Source organism: Pantoea sp. UBA6567 (assembly GCF_002434165.1).
Lineage (GTDB): Bacteria > Pseudomonadota > Gammaproteobacteria > Enterobacterales > Enterobacteriaceae > Pantoea > Pantoea eucrina.
This window is the reverse complement of sequence record NZ_DJJN01000009.1, coordinates 12908-27433: the sequence shown is the minus strand read 5'-3', so window position 1 is coordinate 27433 and position 14526 is coordinate 12908. Positions and strand designations below refer to the sequence as shown.

16 protein-coding genes and 1 tRNA gene are annotated in these 14526 nt (G+C 57.1%); 15 read left to right on the top strand and 2 right to left on the bottom strand.

The window, feature by feature from the left end:
* Nucleotides 1-16: 16 nt before the first annotated feature.
* Nucleotides 17-1072, top strand: a complete 1056-nt coding sequence (dinB, locus tag B4M48_RS15565) for a DNA polymerase IV (RefSeq protein WP_071668489.1) — start codon at nucleotides 17-19, stop codon at nucleotides 1070-1072.
* 41 nt (nucleotides 1073-1113) lie between these two features.
* On the opposite strand, the gene pepD is transcribed toward dinB, so the two are convergent.
* Nucleotides 1114-2574: a beta-Ala-His dipeptidase gene (gene pepD / locus B4M48_RS15560; protein ID WP_039382873.1), complete on the bottom strand. Its 1461-nt coding sequence runs from the start codon at nucleotides 2572-2574 to the stop codon at nucleotides 1114-1116.
* A 253-nt stretch (nucleotides 2575-2827) separates the two neighbouring features.
* Here pepD and gpt point away from each other — a divergent pair, with 253 nt between their 5' ends.
* The 3 genes from gpt (at nucleotide 2828) to crl (ending at nucleotide 5166) form a co-directional block, all read left to right on the top strand.
* Complete coding sequence (gene gpt, locus B4M48_RS15555; RefSeq protein WP_007887137.1) at nucleotides 2828-3286, top strand: xanthine phosphoribosyltransferase; 459 nt, start codon at nucleotides 2828-2830, stop codon at nucleotides 3284-3286.
* A 121-nt stretch (nucleotides 3287-3407) separates the two neighbouring features.
* Nucleotides 3408-4655 (top strand): esterase FrsA, encoded by a 1248-nt coding sequence (gene frsA / locus B4M48_RS15550; protein WP_039382875.1) that lies wholly within the window; start codon nucleotides 3408-3410, stop codon nucleotides 4653-4655.
* Nucleotides 4656-4764: 109 nt separating this feature from the next.
* Nucleotides 4765-5166, top strand: coding sequence for a sigma factor-binding protein Crl (gene crl, locus B4M48_RS15545; RefSeq protein WP_039382877.1), 402 nt, complete (start codon nucleotides 4765-4767; stop codon nucleotides 5164-5166).
* 67 nt (nucleotides 5167-5233) lie between these two features.
* On the opposite strand, the gene ompC is transcribed toward crl, so the two are convergent.
* The gene (gene ompC, locus B4M48_RS15540) at nucleotides 5234-6328 is read right to left on the bottom strand and encodes a porin OmpC (RefSeq protein WP_039382879.1); all 1095 of its coding nucleotides are present in this window, start codon (nucleotides 6326-6328) and stop codon (nucleotides 5234-5236) included.
* Nucleotides 6329-6573: 245 nt separating this feature from the next.
* Between ompC and proB the strand changes: the two genes are divergently transcribed.
* From proB to B4M48_RS15485, 11 genes are all read left to right on the top strand, one after another.
* Nucleotides 6574-7677: a glutamate 5-kinase gene (gene proB / locus B4M48_RS15535; protein ID WP_039382881.1), complete on the top strand. Its 1104-nt coding sequence runs from the start codon at nucleotides 6574-6576 to the stop codon at nucleotides 7675-7677.
* A gap of 10 nt (nucleotides 7678-7687) precedes the next feature.
* The gene (gene proA / locus B4M48_RS15530; RefSeq protein WP_039382883.1) at nucleotides 7688-8941 is read left to right on the top strand and encodes a glutamate-5-semialdehyde dehydrogenase; all 1254 of its coding nucleotides are present in this window, start codon (nucleotides 7688-7690) and stop codon (nucleotides 8939-8941) included.
* A 352-nt stretch (nucleotides 8942-9293) separates the two neighbouring features.
* Nucleotides 9294-10025 carry a LexA family transcriptional regulator gene (locus B4M48_RS15525; protein WP_039382885.1) on the top strand — a complete coding sequence of 244 codons (732 nt, stop codon included), beginning with the start codon at nucleotides 9294-9296 and terminating at the stop codon, nucleotides 10023-10025.
* A 413-nt stretch (nucleotides 10026-10438) separates the two neighbouring features.
* A complete protein-coding gene (locus B4M48_RS15520) occupies nucleotides 10439-10717 on the top strand; it encodes a hypothetical protein (RefSeq protein WP_071668492.1) in 279 nt (92 codons plus the stop codon).
* A gap of 176 nt (nucleotides 10718-10893) precedes the next feature.
* Complete coding sequence (locus B4M48_RS15515) at nucleotides 10894-11361, top strand: glycoside hydrolase family protein (RefSeq protein ID WP_039382888.1); 468 nt, start codon at nucleotides 10894-10896, stop codon at nucleotides 11359-11361.
* Nucleotides 11362-11363: 2 nt separating this feature from the next.
* Nucleotides 11364-11708 (top strand): hypothetical protein, encoded by a 345-nt coding sequence (locus B4M48_RS15510; RefSeq protein WP_175540454.1) that lies wholly within the window; start codon nucleotides 11364-11366, stop codon nucleotides 11706-11708.
* Nucleotides 11705-11998, top strand: coding sequence for a hypothetical protein (locus B4M48_RS15505; protein ID WP_039382893.1), 294 nt, complete (start codon nucleotides 11705-11707; stop codon nucleotides 11996-11998). Before B4M48_RS15510 ends, B4M48_RS15505 begins: the two co-directional genes overlap by 4 nt.
* A complete protein-coding gene (locus tag B4M48_RS15500) occupies nucleotides 11961-12149 on the top strand; it encodes a hypothetical protein (protein WP_128083791.1) in 189 nt (62 codons plus the stop codon). Before B4M48_RS15505 ends, B4M48_RS15500 begins: the two co-directional genes overlap by 38 nt.
* Nucleotides 12150-12203: 54 nt before the next feature.
* Nucleotides 12204-13949: an amylovoran biosynthesis protein AmsF gene (locus B4M48_RS15495; RefSeq protein WP_039382897.1), complete on the top strand. Its 1746-nt coding sequence runs from the start codon at nucleotides 12204-12206 to the stop codon at nucleotides 13947-13949.
* Between the two features lie 153 nt (nucleotides 13950-14102).
* Nucleotides 14103-14178 (top strand) — tRNA-Thr (locus tag B4M48_RS15490).
* Between the two features lie 136 nt (nucleotides 14179-14314).
* Nucleotides 14315-14524, top strand: coding sequence for a hypothetical protein (locus B4M48_RS15485; protein WP_039382899.1), 210 nt, complete (start codon nucleotides 14315-14317; stop codon nucleotides 14522-14524).
* Nucleotides 14525-14526: the final 2 nt, after the last annotated feature.

Below are 14526 nucleotides of genomic sequence, written 5' to 3'. Positions count from 1 at the left end.
AGTGTCCGGAGGGGGTATGCGCAAAATCATTCATGTCGATATGGACTGCTTTTACGCAGCGGTTGAGATGCGTGACGATCCGTCGTTGCGGGATATCCCTATCGCGATTGGCGGCAACCGCGTTCAGCGCGGAGTGATCAGTACCGCTAACTATCCGGCGCGCAAATATGGCGTGCGCAGCGCCATGCCGACCTCGACCGCGCTGCGTCTCTGTCCGCACCTGCGCCTGCTGCCGGGACGCTTTGACGCCTATAAAGAAGCCTCGCGACAGATCCGCGACATCTTTCTCCGCTACACGCCGCTGATTGAACCGCTCTCGCTGGATGAAGCCTATCTGGATGTCACCAGCAGTCTGCACTGCCAGGGGTCGGCGACGCTGATGGCGCAGGCGATCCGCGCGGATATTCTGCGCGAAACCGGACTGACCGCGTCAGCCGGCATCGCACCGATCAAATTTCTGGCGAAAATCGCCTCCGACCTTAATAAGCCTGACGGCCAGTATGTGATCACCCCGCAGGCGGTGCCGGCGTTTCTGCATGAGCTGCCGCTCAGCAAGATCCCGGGCGTGGGCAAAGTGGCGACCAAAAAGCTGGAAGAGATGGGGCTGCGTACCTGTGCTGACGTGCAGCGCGCCGATCTGGCGCTGCTGCTGAAGCGGTTCGGAAAGTTTGGCCGCTCGCTCTGGGAACGCAGCAACGGCATCGATGACCGCGAAGTGATCGTCGAACGTGAACGTAAGTCGCTGGGGGTAGAGCGTACGCTGCCGGAAGATATCCACCACTGGGAGCAGTGCCTGCCGATTATCGACTACCTCTATGCGGAGCTGGATCGCCGTCTGGGGGCTATCCGGCCAGATAAGCAGATCGCCCGGCAGGGGGTGAAATTTAAGTTCAGCGATTTTCAGCAGACCACGCAGGAGCACGTCTGGGCGGTGCTGAATAAAGAGGATATGGTGGCGGTGGCGCGTCAGGTCTGGGAGGCGCGTCGGGCAGATCGCGGAGTAAGGCTGGTGGGACTGCACGTTACGCTGGTGGACCCGCAGCTGGAGCGTCAGCTGCTGCTGGGACTCTGAAATCTCCCCCGCCCGGCAAGCGGACAGGGGAGCGGCATCGATTACGCTTTTGCCGGAATCGCGTTCAGTAGCGCAGTGAGCAGCTTCCAGTAGAGGCCAACGCTCTCAATATGCACCTGCTCATCCGGCGAGTGCGGGCCGGTAATGGTCGGTCCGATAGAGACCATATCCATATGCGGATACGGTTTCTTGAACAGGCCACACTCCAGACCGGCATGGATCACCTGAATGTTTGGCGTTTTGCCAAACAGCGCTTCGTAGGTGGTGCGCGTCAGCGCCATGACCGGTGAGTCAGCGTCAGGCTGCCAGCCCGGATAACCGCCTTTTGGCGCAGTCTGCGCGCCCGCCAGCGCGCCCAGCGAGGTCAGCGTCTCTACCACCCACTCTCTGCCGGTATCGATCAGCGAACGGATCAGGCAGATGATTTCAGCGTTAGCCTGATCCATGCTGACCACACCCACGTTCAGCGAGGTTTCAACCACGCCTTTCGCCACGTCTGAATTACGGATCACGCCGTTAGGGGTGCTGTTGAGCAGGTTGATAAAGCGATCGCGGCTCTCCGCGCTCAGCGCCTCAGCCTGCTGCGCCAGCGGCTCGGTCTGCAGCACAATATGCTTCTCTTTGCTGCCGAGCTCGTTGAGCAGTATCGCCTGGAAGTGCATCGCCGCAGATTTCAGCGCGTCCACTTTGTGGCTCTCAACGGCCAGCGTGGCAAAGGCTTCACGCGGGATCGCGTTACGCAGCGTGCCGCCGGTAAAGTCGATCAGACGCAGATCCAGCTCGCGGGCATGGGCGGCCAGGAAACGCGCCAGCAGTTTGTTCGCGTTGCCGAGACCAAGATGGATATCCGCACCGGAATGACCACCTTTCAGACCTTTAAGCGTCAGCTTCAGCGTTTCATAGCCGGCTGGCACCGCTTCGCGACTCAGCGGCAGCGTGGTAATAAAGTCGATGCCGCCCGCGCAACCCATGTAGATCTCACCCTCTTCTTCAGAGTCGGTGTTGATCAGGATCTCTGCCTGCAGCCAGTCCGGCTGCAGGCCAAACGCGCCATCCATGCCCGACTCTTCGGTCATGGTCAGCAGCACTTCCAGCGGGCCGTGCGTCAGGCTGTTGTCAGCCAGTACCGCCAGCGCTGACGCCATGCCGATACCGTTATCTGCACCCAGCGTGGTGCCGCGCGCTTTCACCCATTCGCCGTCCACCCACGGCTGAATCGGATCTTTCGTGAAATCGTGGGCGGTATCGTTGTTCTTTTGCGGCACCATATCCAGGTGCGCCTGCAGGGCAACCGGCGTGCGGTTTTCCATGCCGGGCGTGGCAGGTTTGCGGATCAGAATATTACCGACCCGATCGCGTTCGACCCAGAAATTCTGCTCTTTGGCCCAGCTGACCACATATTCAGCCAGCGCCTCTTCATGATAAGAAGGGTGGGGAATGGAGCAGATTTTGGCGAAGATATCCCACAGCGGCTGCGGGGAGAGTTGAGACAATTCAGACACAACGCGTCTCCTGTATCAGCGTGGCGGACAGGCCGCTCGCACGCAGTTTCCGGTTTAAGATCGCCGTCAGCTCATCTGACGTGATGAGCCAGAGAATATCACCCTTTATTCGCAGGCGCGTCATCAGGCGCGCTAAAAACCTGCAACCAGTGTGACGGATGCTGGTTTTTAACGCGTCAGATCCTTATAATCTCGCGCAACCTTTTCCCCCTTGCATATTTTTAAGCCACTTTTGGTGGTTGGGATTCCTTTTATGAGCGAAAAATACGTCGTAACCTGGGACATGCTGCAGATTCATGCCCGTAAACTGGCCCAGCGCCTGCTTCCTGTGGAACAGTGGAAAGGCATCATCGCGGTAAGCCGCGGCGGTCTGGTTCCGGCATCGCTGCTGGCGCGTGAGCTGGGTATTCGCTACGTCGATACCGTTTGCATCTCCAGTTACGATCACGATCACCAGCGCGAAATGAAAGTGCTGAAGCGCGCCGAAGGCGACGGTGAAGGCTTTATCGTTATCGACGATCTGGTCGACACCGGCGGCACTGCGCAGGCGATCCGTGATATGTATCCGAAAGCGCGTTTCTGCACCATCTTCGCCAAGCCTGCTGGCCGCGCGCTGGTGGATGATTACATTGTGGATATCCCGCAGAACACCTGGATCGAACAGCCGTGGGACATGGGCGTGGTCTATATTCCGCCAATCGTCAAAAGCTGATTGATGCAACGCAAACAACGCCCGGTTAAGCCGGGCGTTGTGCTATTCGCGCCTCGCGCAGCCGGGGCGGGTGCAGTAAACTCATAGCCATCTATGCGACCGCCGCAGGAGAAACCATCAGATGGCCGAAAAAAATCTTAGCGAAGAGTTATTCAAGCCGCGTTTTAAACATCCCGAAACCTCTTCCCTGGTGCGCCGCCAGCATCACGCTACCGCACAGGTGCATAACGCGCTGGAGGGGGATACTCAGCGCGGCTGGTATCGCATGCTTAACAAGCTGCTCTGGACATGGCGCGGCCTGTCACCGCAGGAGATCAGCGAAGTCCTGGCGCGCATCGCCGTCAGCCGCTTTGAACACACCGATGAGGCGCTGCTGGATACGGTAATCGGCTATCGCGGCGGCAACTGGAATTTTGAGTGGTCAAAGCAGGCGGCGCTCTGGCAGCAGCGGGCGATGCAGAGCGAGCAGCATGATGAAGCGGGCCAGCAGTGGCTGCATGCGGCGAATCTCTACAGCCTCGCGGCCTATCCCTACATTAAAGGCGATGAGCTGGCCGATCAGGCGCAGGTGCTGGCTAATCGCGCCTATGAAGAGGCGACCCGGCGGCTGCCGGGCGAGCTGAAATCGCTGACGTTTCCCGTCAGTGGCGGCAGCCCGGTTACCGGGTTTCTGCATATGCCGGCGCAGGCCAGCGCACCTTATCCCACCGTGATGCTGTGCGGGGGGCTTGATTCGCTGCAGAGCGATCACTATCGGCTGTTTCATGACTACCTGGCCCCGCGCGGTATCGCTATGCTGACGCTGGATATGCCATCGGTTGGCTATAGCAGTAAATGGACGCTAAACCAGGACACCAGCCATCTGCATCAGCAGGTTCTGCGCGAGCTCAGCAACGTGCCGTGGATCGATCACACCCGCGTGGCGCTGTTTGGCTACCGCTTTGGTGCCAATATTGCGACCCGACTCGCCTGGCTTGAAGTACCGCGTATCCGTGCCGTGGCCACGCTGGGCGCGATGGTACACGGCGTGTTTGTTGACGCGGCGCGTCAGCAGCAGCTGCCGGACATGTATATGGATATGCTGGCGAGCCGGCTGGGTATGGCGTCAACGTCCGACAGCAACCTGCGCATTGAGCTGAATCGCTATTCGCTGAAGGTACAGGGGCTGCTGGGACGCCGCACCCCGGTGCCGATGCTGGCCGCTTACTGGCCGGACGATCTTTTCAGCCCGGAGGAGGACTCACGCCTGATTGCCGGTTCGTCGGCGCAGGGCAAAACGCTGGCTATCCCGGCTTCACCGGTATTTCACAGTTTTGAGAAAGCGCTGAATCAGATCTGTGACTGGCTCAGCAAACAGTTGCAGCGGTAACTGGCAAAACACAAAACCTCTGCTAAAACTTAATGTCGGCATATTACGCGCTGCGCCCTTTGCGCGGCGCGCTGCTTTTTTTACGGTTTATTTGAGGGAGAGAATTAGCATGACGTTACCGAGTGGTCACCCCCGTAGTCGCCTGCTTAAGCGCTTCACCGAATTGGGGCCGTACATCCGTGAAGGAAAATGCGAAGATACGCGTTTCTTTTTTGACTGCCTGGCTGCCTGCGTTAACGTAAAGCCTGCACCGGAGAGCCGCGAGTTCTGGGGCTGGTGGATGACGCTGGATGCGCACAGCGATCACTTTACCTACGAATATCACTTCGGCCTGTTTGATAAAGAGGGCGACTGGAGTGTGACAACCATTAAAGGTAAAGAGAACAACGAGCGTGTAGAGAGCACCCTGCGTAACTTTCATGAGCGGCTGAAAGCGATGCTGCACGAGCAGAAGCTCGATCTGCGTCCCGCAGCTGGTTTTAAAGAAGAGCCGGTTAAGCTGAGCGCATAACGTAAAAAAAAGAGCCGGTCATGCGCCGGCTCTTGCGTTGTCAGGGTGTCGATACCGCAGCGGGTAATCAGAACTGATAGGTCAGCGCAACGGCCACCACATCGTCATTGTTCAGCCCCAGCTTGTTGTTGTCATCCAGCTGATTAATTTTGTAATCCACCATGGTCGACATGTTTTTATTGAAGTAGTACGTCAGGCCCAGATCAACATATTTCACCAGGTCTTCATCACCCACGCCTTCAATATCCTTGCCTTTGGTCTGTACATAGCCGAGTGACGGACGCAGACCGGAATCGAACTGATACTGCGCCACCATTTCAATGTTCTGCGCTTTGTTGGCAAAGCCGCGCGTGCCGATTGGCGTCATGTTGCGCGTCTCGGTGTAGATGGACGCCAGGTAGAGGGCGTTGGCATCATATTTAATACCGGCTCCCCAGGACTCCGCTTTGTCGCCGCGTCCGAGCAGGCCGGCCTGCTGCTGCTGGCTGGTGCGATCGGATGAGGTAATGGCTGACATCAGGCTGACGCCGCTATCGCCAATGGTGTAGCCCAGGGATGCGCCGTAGCCGTCGCCGTTCTGGGTGCTGGTATCCGCTGCGCTGCCGCGGCTGTTCGCGCTGTCGGCGTCGTTTTTACCCTGATACTGCAGGGCGAAGCGCAGGCCATCCACCAGACCAAAGAAATTACTGTTGCGGTAAGTTGCCACGCCTGACGTGCGCGCCGCCATAAAGTTATCGGTGCGCGCGGTGCCGTCACCCCCGAACTCAGGGAAGACGTCGGTCCAGGCTTCCACGTCATACAGCACGCCGTAGTTACGGCCATAATCGATTGAGCCGTAGTCGCCAAATTTCAGGCCGGCAAAGCCGAGACGGGTTTTGTTGCCGTTGTTCGCGTCACTGCCTTCAGAGCGGTTGCCCTGAAACTGATATTCCCACTGGCCGTAACCCGTCATCAGATCGTTGATCTGCGTCTGACCTTTAAAACCGAGACGCACGTAAGTTTTATCACCGTCCGCGCCTGCATTGTCACTGAAATAATGCATCCCTTTTACGCGACCGTAGAGATCCAGTTTGTTGCCGTCTTTATTATAAATTTCTGCGGCTTGTGCCGTTGTGGCCAAAGCCAGTGCGGAAACAACCAGTGCCAGTGTGCTTTTCTTCATTTGCTATCAATCCCGATGAGTAAAAAAAAGTATGTACCCGTGAAAAGGTTTGTAAAACACGGGACGTTTTACCGATCGCTGATGAAGGTTTTATGACAGATTTGCGCAATCGGGGTGAACGAGGCGGTTAAGTTGTGCTGACTGGCCTGCGGAAATTCGCGCTTTTCCCGGCGTGGCTGTTGGCTTCCTTGCTGACTCCTGATAAAACGTCCGTTCGCGGATTTTTTCTCAGATGGCAGGAAAATATGAGTGGCAGTCAGACCCTGGTGGTCAAATTGGGTACCAGCGTTCTCACCGGCGGTTCGCGCCGGCTGAATCGGGCGCACATGGTGGAGCTGGTTCGCCAGTGTGCACAAATGCACGCGGCGGGACATCGCATTGTTATTGTCACCTCCGGCGCGATTGCGGCCGGACGTGAACACCTTGGCTATCCCGAACTGCCACCGACCATCGCCTCAAAGCAGCTGCTGGCTGCGGTGGGGCAGAGCCGTCTGATCCAGCTGTGGGAGCAGCTGTTCTCTATTTATGGCATCCATATCGGGCAGATGCTGCTGACGCGCGCGGATATGGAAGATCGCGAACGCTTTCTTTATGCGCGCGATATGCTGCGCGCGCTGCTGGATAACCACATCGTTCCGGTGATTAACGAAAACGATGCGGTCGCTACGGCGGAAATTAAAGTTGGCGATAACGACAACCTCTCGGCGCTGGCGGCAATGCTGGGCGGAGCGGACAAACTGCTGCTGCTGACCGATCAGCAGGGGCTGTTTACCGCCGATCCGCGCACGAATCCGGAGGCGCAGCTGATTAGCGACGTGCACCAGATTGATGATGCGCTGCGGACGCTGGCGGGCGGCAGCGTGTCAGGATTAGGCACCGGTGGTATGGCAACCAAACTGCAGGCTGCGGATGTCGCCTGTCGCGCCGGCATCGATGTGATTATCGCTGCCGGCAGCCGTCCCGATGTGATTAGCGATGTGCTGAACGGCAAACCGGTCGGCACGCGCTTTCATGCGCAGCAGTCGCCGCTGGAGAACCGCAAGCGCTGGATCTTCGGCGCGCCGCCGGCCGGCGAAATCACCATTGATGATGGTGCCCTGGCGGCGGTGCTGGAGCGCGGCAGTTCGCTGCTGCCTAAAGGCATCCGCGAGGTGCAGGGAAATTTCTCACGCGGTGAGGTGATCCGGATCCGCAACCTGCAGGGACGCGATATCGCCCACGGCGTGACGCGTTACAACAGCGATGCGATGCGCATGATCGCCGGACATCACAGCCAGGAGATCGGTGATATTCTCGGTTATGAATATGGCCCGGTTGCCGTGCATCGCGACGACATGGTTGTCAGCTAAGGAGCAGAAAATGTTAGAGGAAATGGGTAAGGCGGCGCGGGCGGCATCGTACGCGCTGGCGGCGCTCTCCACCGCAGAGAAAAATCAGGTGTTGCTCACCCTGGCTGAAGGGCTGGAGGCGGATCACGCAGAGATTCTGGCGGCGAATGAACAGGATCTGGCCGACGCGCGGCAGAGCGGCATGAGCGCGGCACTGCTCGATCGCCTGACGCTGACGCCGCAGCGGCTGAAGAGTATCGCCGATGATGTGCGGCAGGTCTGCCAGCTGGCCGATCCGGTCGGACAGCTTATTGACGGGGGCCAGCTCGACAGCGGCCTGCGTATTGAACGGCGTCGTGTGCCGCTCGGCGTAGTGGGCGTTATTTACGAAGCGCGTCCGAACGTCACCGTTGATGTGGCGGCTCTCTGCCTGAAAACCGGCAACGCAGCCATCCTGCGCGGCGGTAAAGAGACATGGCGCACCAATGCGGCCACGGTCAGAGTCATTCAGCGTGCGCTGGTAAAGCACAACCTGCCAGCCGGGGCCATACAGGCGATTGAAAATCCGGATCGCGAGCTGGTCAGTCAGCTGCTGAAGCTGGATCGCTATGTCGATATGCTGATCCCGCGCGGCGGAGCAGGGCTGCATAAGCTGTGCCGTGAACACTCCACTATCCCGGTGATCACCGGTGGTATCGGCGTCTGCCATCTCTATCTTGATGAGACGATGGAGATCGCGCCGGCGCTTGAGATCATCGTTAACGCCAAAAAACAGCGGCCGAGCGCCTGCAACTCGCTGGAGACGCTGCTGATCCATCAGGATCAACTCGATCGTTTCCTGCCAGCTTTCCTGCAGCGTATGGCGCAGGAAAATATTACGCTGCACGGCGATGCCAATATTCTGGCGCAGCTGCAGACAGGGCCGGCCAGCGTCGTCGCAGTGAGCGAGGCGCACTATCGCGATGAGTGGCTGTCAAACGATCTCAACGTGAAGCGGGTAGCGGACATGGATGAGGCGATTGCGCACATTCGTGAATATGGCACCCAGCACTCCGACGGCATTCTGACGCGCAGCATCCGGCACGCGAATGCGTTTGTTCAGCAGGTGGACTCTTCTGCGGTCTACGTCAACGCCAGTACCCGTTTCACCGACGGCGGCCAGTTTGGTCTGGGCGCTGAGGTGGCAGTCAGTACGCAAAAATTGCACGCGCGCGGTCCGATGGGGCTGGAAGCGCTGACTACCTACAAATGGATTGGCTGGGGCGACGATACGCTGCGCCGCTAGCCGTCCTGCCCGCCTCAGATGGGTACCTGTACAGGTACCCATTTTTTTTGCTTTAGATCCACTCAATATCACAGCTTTCTGAAATTTATCTGTCATCTGTGGCGCGTCAGCCGCTTTTCACCCATTTTTTTGTGTAAGCGCTGGTCCGGGTTTAACAGAAGATTCCTGAAAACCTCAGTCAGAACAAGCTGTCACACATTCATTGCTGGTTTAGCGCAGACGGGCGAGGATAATGATCCTCCAGCTTCATTGATAATATCGCGTGGGTAGTAAACTAGCGGTAATATAAAATGAACTGGTAGCAAAAACCAAAATAACATTCAGTCTTTTACTGATGGCAGACAATTAACTGATGGTTAAAAAAGAGAGTACAAAACACGCTTTTACTGCCAGGCTGATTGCCGCATGCGAAAGTGCGGGAATTGTCGGACATGGACGAAACAAACAGGTTGCACAGGCGTTGCAGCAAAGAGGATGCAAAATTTCAACGCCGGGGGTATGGAAATGGTTCAACGGTCAGTCGATTCCGGATGACGGGAATCTGTTAGCGCTAAGCGATCTGCTGGGCGTGCGCGTGGAGTGGCTGCAGTTTGGTATGGAGAAACCGGATGCCGGGCTTTCGCAGCAGCGTCTGCTCTCCGCCGGGCATATGTTCCGCGTGGAGAGCCTGGATATCGGCCAGCGCAGCGCGCAGGGCATTGCCGCGCGCGATGAGCTGGTAGAGACCATTCAGGCGATAGAATATGGTCTGGATGAGGCGCGCGTGCTGTTTAATGGCCGCCCGGCAGAAAGCATCCGGCTTATTGCGCTGAACAGCGATTCAATGGCCGGCACCTTCGCACCGCGCGATCAGCTGTTTGTCGATATCAGCGTGCATCACTTTGATGGCGATGGAATTTATCTGTTTACGCTTGACGATCAGCTCTATCTCAAACGCCTGCAATTGCAGCATAAAAAAGTGGCCGTTATCTCAGATAACAAGCGCTATGAGACCTGGTATCTGACGCTGGATGAAGCCGATTCTCTGCAGGTGATCGCCCGCGTCATCATGAGCCAGGCACGTGATTATCAGATCCTGGGCTGAGCCGTTGCCGGCATCGGCAGAAAAAAATAACCCGGCTGAAATCATAAATTTAACTGCTGGTAAATAAAAAATTAACTGTTGGTGTTTGCCAAAGTATTAGAACATGTTAATAATTTGACCATAGATGGACGAAATCGTTGCCCCCGGATGGGCCCGCTCTTAAACAATTGAGGCGCTGCACAAGCGCGAAACTACCCACTCAAAATCAGTGTATTTTGGGATGGGGTGGATACGCACTCAGCAGCGTTGTCAGTTGTCTCCTGCCTTCACTTCTCTCTGCTTTTTCCTGGCCGTTTTTTAACGACCGGGAAAGCGGATTGTGGGTGATTCCAGTGGCACACCGGACGCACCGGCCTCTGCCGGAAGGCCGCGTTTGCCACCCCATCGCCAAAAACTCATTCACAGGAGGAGTTATGGCGATTATCCAATATGGCAAATCAGCGTTTACCGGTAATGCACGAACCCGGCGTCATCGACGACGCCAGCCACTCGCACGTCTGAACCGTACTATCGACAACGCACTCGGGCTCGAATGCGATGACGTCACGCTGCGCACTGCTGAACGTATCTGTCAGCGGGAGATTCGATCCAGAGTAGAGCGTGCCGTACTGGCGCCGGGACGCTCGCACAGTGAAAGCGCCAGTTTCGATAACTGCTGTTTACCTCACGTTCATCTCTACGCTACCCGTTAAGTTTCTCCTGCTTTTCCAGTTCTGAACGGAACGTTTTTACATTGCTCACTGTTTAACCACGCTTGAGCGTTGCGCTTGAATCTGGCGTGCGCGAATGGCTGACCGATCAGTGACGTTTAAGTGTGCTGACCCTGTGCGCAGCGTACTCCGCGTTGCGCCTCAAAGAAGGAACGGATATGAGCCAGATTATTGCCATTTTAAATTTTGAAGAGGGTTATCGCGAAGCGCCCTATCTGGATACGCAGGGCTTTCCCACCGTGGCGGGCGGCATCCGCATCGGACCAAAGGGCGCCTCGCTGAGCAACTACATCTTTCAGGTGCCGCGCCGCGTCGGGGACGTCTGGAAGCAGTGCATTGTGGAGAAAAAAGTGCAGGAGATGCAGCAGCGCGAACTGATCCGCCAGGCGCTGCTGAAGTGCAACGACGCCCGCAGTGACGTGCTGATTAGCATGGCGTATCAGATGGGCGTGGAGGGGCTTGCGCTGTTTCGCGGCATGCTCACCTCGGTCACGCAGGGCGACTTTGACGCCGCAGCGAATGCCATGCTGGATAGCCTTTGGGCGCGGCAGACCGCCGGACGCGCCCGGCGGCATGCGGAAGCGATGCGCAGCGGCACCTATGACATCTACCGGGGGCTGCTATGAACATGAAGTGGATGATCTTCATCATTGCGGTACTGGCGGCAATCATACTACTGCTCCTGCTGCAGCGCTTCACCACGCTGGAGTTTGTTAAACACGCGCGCCTGCTGTTTAAAACCTGGTCAGTGTGGCTCGCTTCACTCGGCTCCATGCTCAGCGCGTGGGCGCAATCTTTTCCCGCTTCCGCGCTCGATGCCTGGAACGCGCTGCCGCCGGACGTCAAAGAGGTTCTGCCGCACAACTACCTGGGGTTAATTGGTGCCTTTATGGTGGCAATGGGCGTTATGGCGCAGTTTGTGCGACAGAAAAATCTGGCGGAAAAACGCAGCGCGCTGGAGGAAAAATCATGAGTTTTCTTCTTTCCCTGCTGGCGGGCAGCTGGCACTGGCTGGCGGCGCTGTTCGGCATCATCGCCGCGCTGGTAGCCAGCTACGCTGGCGGTAAAAAGATCGGCAAAGTGCAGCAGCAGGCTAAAGCAGACACCGAACGCGCAGAAAAAACAGCGGCGCAGGCGGTAGCGGTTAACCAGCAGCAGCAGCAGCTGCGTGAGGAGGCCCGACGTGTGGAAATCAGCAACAGTAATCTTGATGATGCTGCCGCTCGTGACAAGCTGCAGCAATCGAAGTACCACCAGCCCTGAGGCGCCGGTCGTTATCGACTCCGCCTGCTCTCTGTTTTCACCCATTTATACCCACGGCAGTGACGCCGATCGCATGGATATTCGCACCGTGCGTGCCATTAACAATCACAACGACCTCTGGGATCGGCACTGCCGCACGCCGGCACGCTAACGCCGCTCCTTCTGACGCTATTCCAATACCCCTGTATAAGCCGAGGAGGCTGACATGATCGAAGTTAATTCATTTGCTGAACTGCGTACCACTGCACCTGCTAAAAACGGCGATTCTGCGTTTTTGCGCCGCTACAATGCGGACTCAAACTTTCGCGGTGGCGGTGACTTTACCGGTTTTATCGGGACGACCACGGCGGCTGACGATGGCGGTACGCTGGCGGTTGGTAATGGCTTCTACTGGAAGCGCGTGATCAACGACCCGGCAGACCTCAACGTCTACCACTTTGGTGCGAAGGGAGATGGCTACGCCAATGACACCGAACCCTTCAAACGCATGCTGGCGTGGACCCAGGGCTACAGCGGCAATATCCGCGATCTGCCGGTGCGCTTTCCGGGCGGTAAATTCCTGATTAACCCGATAGATATCAGTGATACTGAGGTCGCCTTCTTTGGCCTGCAGGGGGATGATGTGGAGCTGGGTTCGCTGCCGCGTACCACGATCATTTCCGACAAGAGCGCCAATACGGTGTTCAAAGTGAAGGCGCGCCGCACCGCGATCAAAGGGATCACCTGGCATGGTCAGGCGTCCGCCGATACCAATACCAACAAAGGCACTATCACAGCCGAGCTGTGTACCAACGTGCAGCCCTTCTTCGAAAACACCTGCATCGAAGGCTCTACGGTAAATATCTACTGTTTCCGCGCGCAGAATAGCGGCGGGACCGTCATTAAAGTGCTGGATACCCTCGACAGTAAGTTTGACCAGATCTACACCCTGTGGACCTACGGGCGCGTATTCGACATCGGCTGGTCAAACTCGCCAAAAGGTAAGTGGGACCACTCCACCGCGATTGAGATCTGCAACTGTAACTTCCAGACCGGTTACGGTGACGCCACGCTCTATATGCCGCGCGTGACGCAGGGCATTATGCGTAACGTCTGGATTGAGCATACGCGTAACCCTGGCGATCTCTCCGACGGCGGCTGGACCATCGATACGCTGAACATTGAGGATTGCGGCTCGCCGTTTAACCTCAATAACGCCCGCGTGATCATGCGCCAGATTGGCCTGCAGTCGGGTGCTACTATCTCCAACGACCTGGCGGGCACGCGCTGGCTCTCGACGTTTGAGTATGGCTACCGGCGTGAGGAGAACCACGGCACTATTATCACCGGCTCCCTGCGCACGGGTTACTACAGCGGCCATAAAGTCACCAATAACACCGATACCGATAACTGGTATCGCCTGGGACAGCTCTTTTTCCCGGTGGCGAACCAGCAGTGGGTGATGGAGCTGATTGGTAAAGCGGATGCGACCCAGCCCACCGGCACGGCGGCGTCGCCGGTCAATATGGCCGGCACCGGTAAAACCTGGATCAACCTGCAGCGGCTGGATACCGTCTGGGCTGACGCCTGGCATATGGGCCAGCCTGCGGTGATGGATATCCGCTACAACCGGGTCGGCACCACCTATGCGGTGGTGTGGGTTAAGCTGCGCGCCAAAAGCGGTGATACGCTGATTAACCTGAAAACCACCGGGCCAACGCGTTTTGAGTCAGGCTCCTGCTCGCTGTTCCAGACTGACTTTTCAGTCGTAACCGATACCACCAAAATGGGCACACTCAAGCCTGCGGCGCGCTTCGGACTGCATAATGGTGTAGCTGGCATTGGTGCCAATGAGAAAGGGGTGCTCACTGTCGCGACGGCAGCGGGTAATCCCACCAATAAAACGGCCCCTTCGGGCTTTGTGCTGGTCAATATCAACGGTGTTGATCGTAAGCTGCCTTATTACGATTAAGGCCAGCACCTTTTTGGCGAGGCTCCGGCCTCGCCTTTTTTTTTGTGGTGGAAAACGCGCCGGCGCTGCTGAAAAAGCGGGCGGTTGAATCACCGCATCTTGACGCCGCGCGTCACATTTCCTATTTTTACTCCCCGTAGTTCCCGCCCCATTGCCGGTGTAGCTCAGTTGGTAGAGCAGCGCATTCGTAATGCGAAGGTCGCAGGTTCGACTCCTGTTTCCGGCACCAGTTAATTCCATCTCTTATAGATTATTTTTTCTTCCCCTTTCAGCATCTGCATAACACAGCCTCCGGCAGACCCCAGCTGGACGTATTCTCATCCGTTGACCAGACTTAGCGTTCCCCCCGAAAAGGAGAATGCGCAATGAGTACCCGATACAAAGTGACCTATGAACATCAGGATGGCGACGTTAAAAAGCGCGAAGAGGTGATACTGGAGAGCGAAAATGAGCCTTCAGATGAAGAGGCGCATGAAGCGGTGCTGCAGGATCTTGCGATGATGAAAACTCCCGGCACCGGCGTAGATGGCGTGGCGAAGTTCGATATTATCAGTATCGCCCCGGCTGACGAGTAAAA

Bases quoted from the DNA above. Each gene is read 5' to 3' on its own strand.
- dinB (WP_071668489.1), top strand. From the start codon at position 17: ATGCGCAAAATCATTCATGTCGATATGGACTGCTTTTACGCAGCGGTT.
- gpt (WP_007887137.1), top strand. From the start codon at position 2,828: ATGAGCGAAAAATACGTCGTAACCTGGGACATGCTGCAGATTCATGCC.
- frsA (WP_039382875.1), top strand. From the start codon at position 3,408: ATGGCCGAAAAAAATCTTAGCGAAGAGTTATTCAAGCCGCGTTTTAAA.
- crl (WP_039382877.1), top strand. From the start codon at position 4,765: ATGACGTTACCGAGTGGTCACCCCCGTAGTCGCCTGCTTAAGCGCTTC.
- ompC (WP_039382879.1), bottom strand. From the start codon at position 6,328: ATGAAGAAAAGCACACTGGCACTGGTTGTTTCCGCACTGGCTTTGGCC.
- proB (WP_039382881.1), top strand. From the start codon at position 6,574: ATGAGTGGCAGTCAGACCCTGGTGGTCAAATTGGGTACCAGCGTTCTC.
- proA (WP_039382883.1), top strand. From the start codon at position 7,688: ATGTTAGAGGAAATGGGTAAGGCGGCGCGGGCGGCATCGTACGCGCTG.
- B4M48_RS15525 (WP_039382885.1), top strand. From the start codon at position 9,294: ATGGTTAAAAAAGAGAGTACAAAACACGCTTTTACTGCCAGGCTGATT.
- B4M48_RS15520 (WP_071668492.1), top strand. From the start codon at position 10,439: ATGGCGATTATCCAATATGGCAAATCAGCGTTTACCGGTAATGCACGA.
- B4M48_RS15515 (WP_039382888.1), top strand. From the start codon at position 10,894: ATGAGCCAGATTATTGCCATTTTAAATTTTGAAGAGGGTTATCGCGAA.
- B4M48_RS15510 (WP_175540454.1), top strand. From the start codon at position 11,364: ATGAAGTGGATGATCTTCATCATTGCGGTACTGGCGGCAATCATACTA.
- B4M48_RS15505 (WP_039382893.1), top strand. From the start codon at position 11,705: ATGAGTTTTCTTCTTTCCCTGCTGGCGGGCAGCTGGCACTGGCTGGCG.
- B4M48_RS15495 (WP_039382897.1), top strand. From the start codon at position 12,204: ATGATCGAAGTTAATTCATTTGCTGAACTGCGTACCACTGCACCTGCT.
- B4M48_RS15485 (WP_039382899.1), top strand. From the start codon at position 14,315: ATGAGTACCCGATACAAAGTGACCTATGAACATCAGGATGGCGACGTT.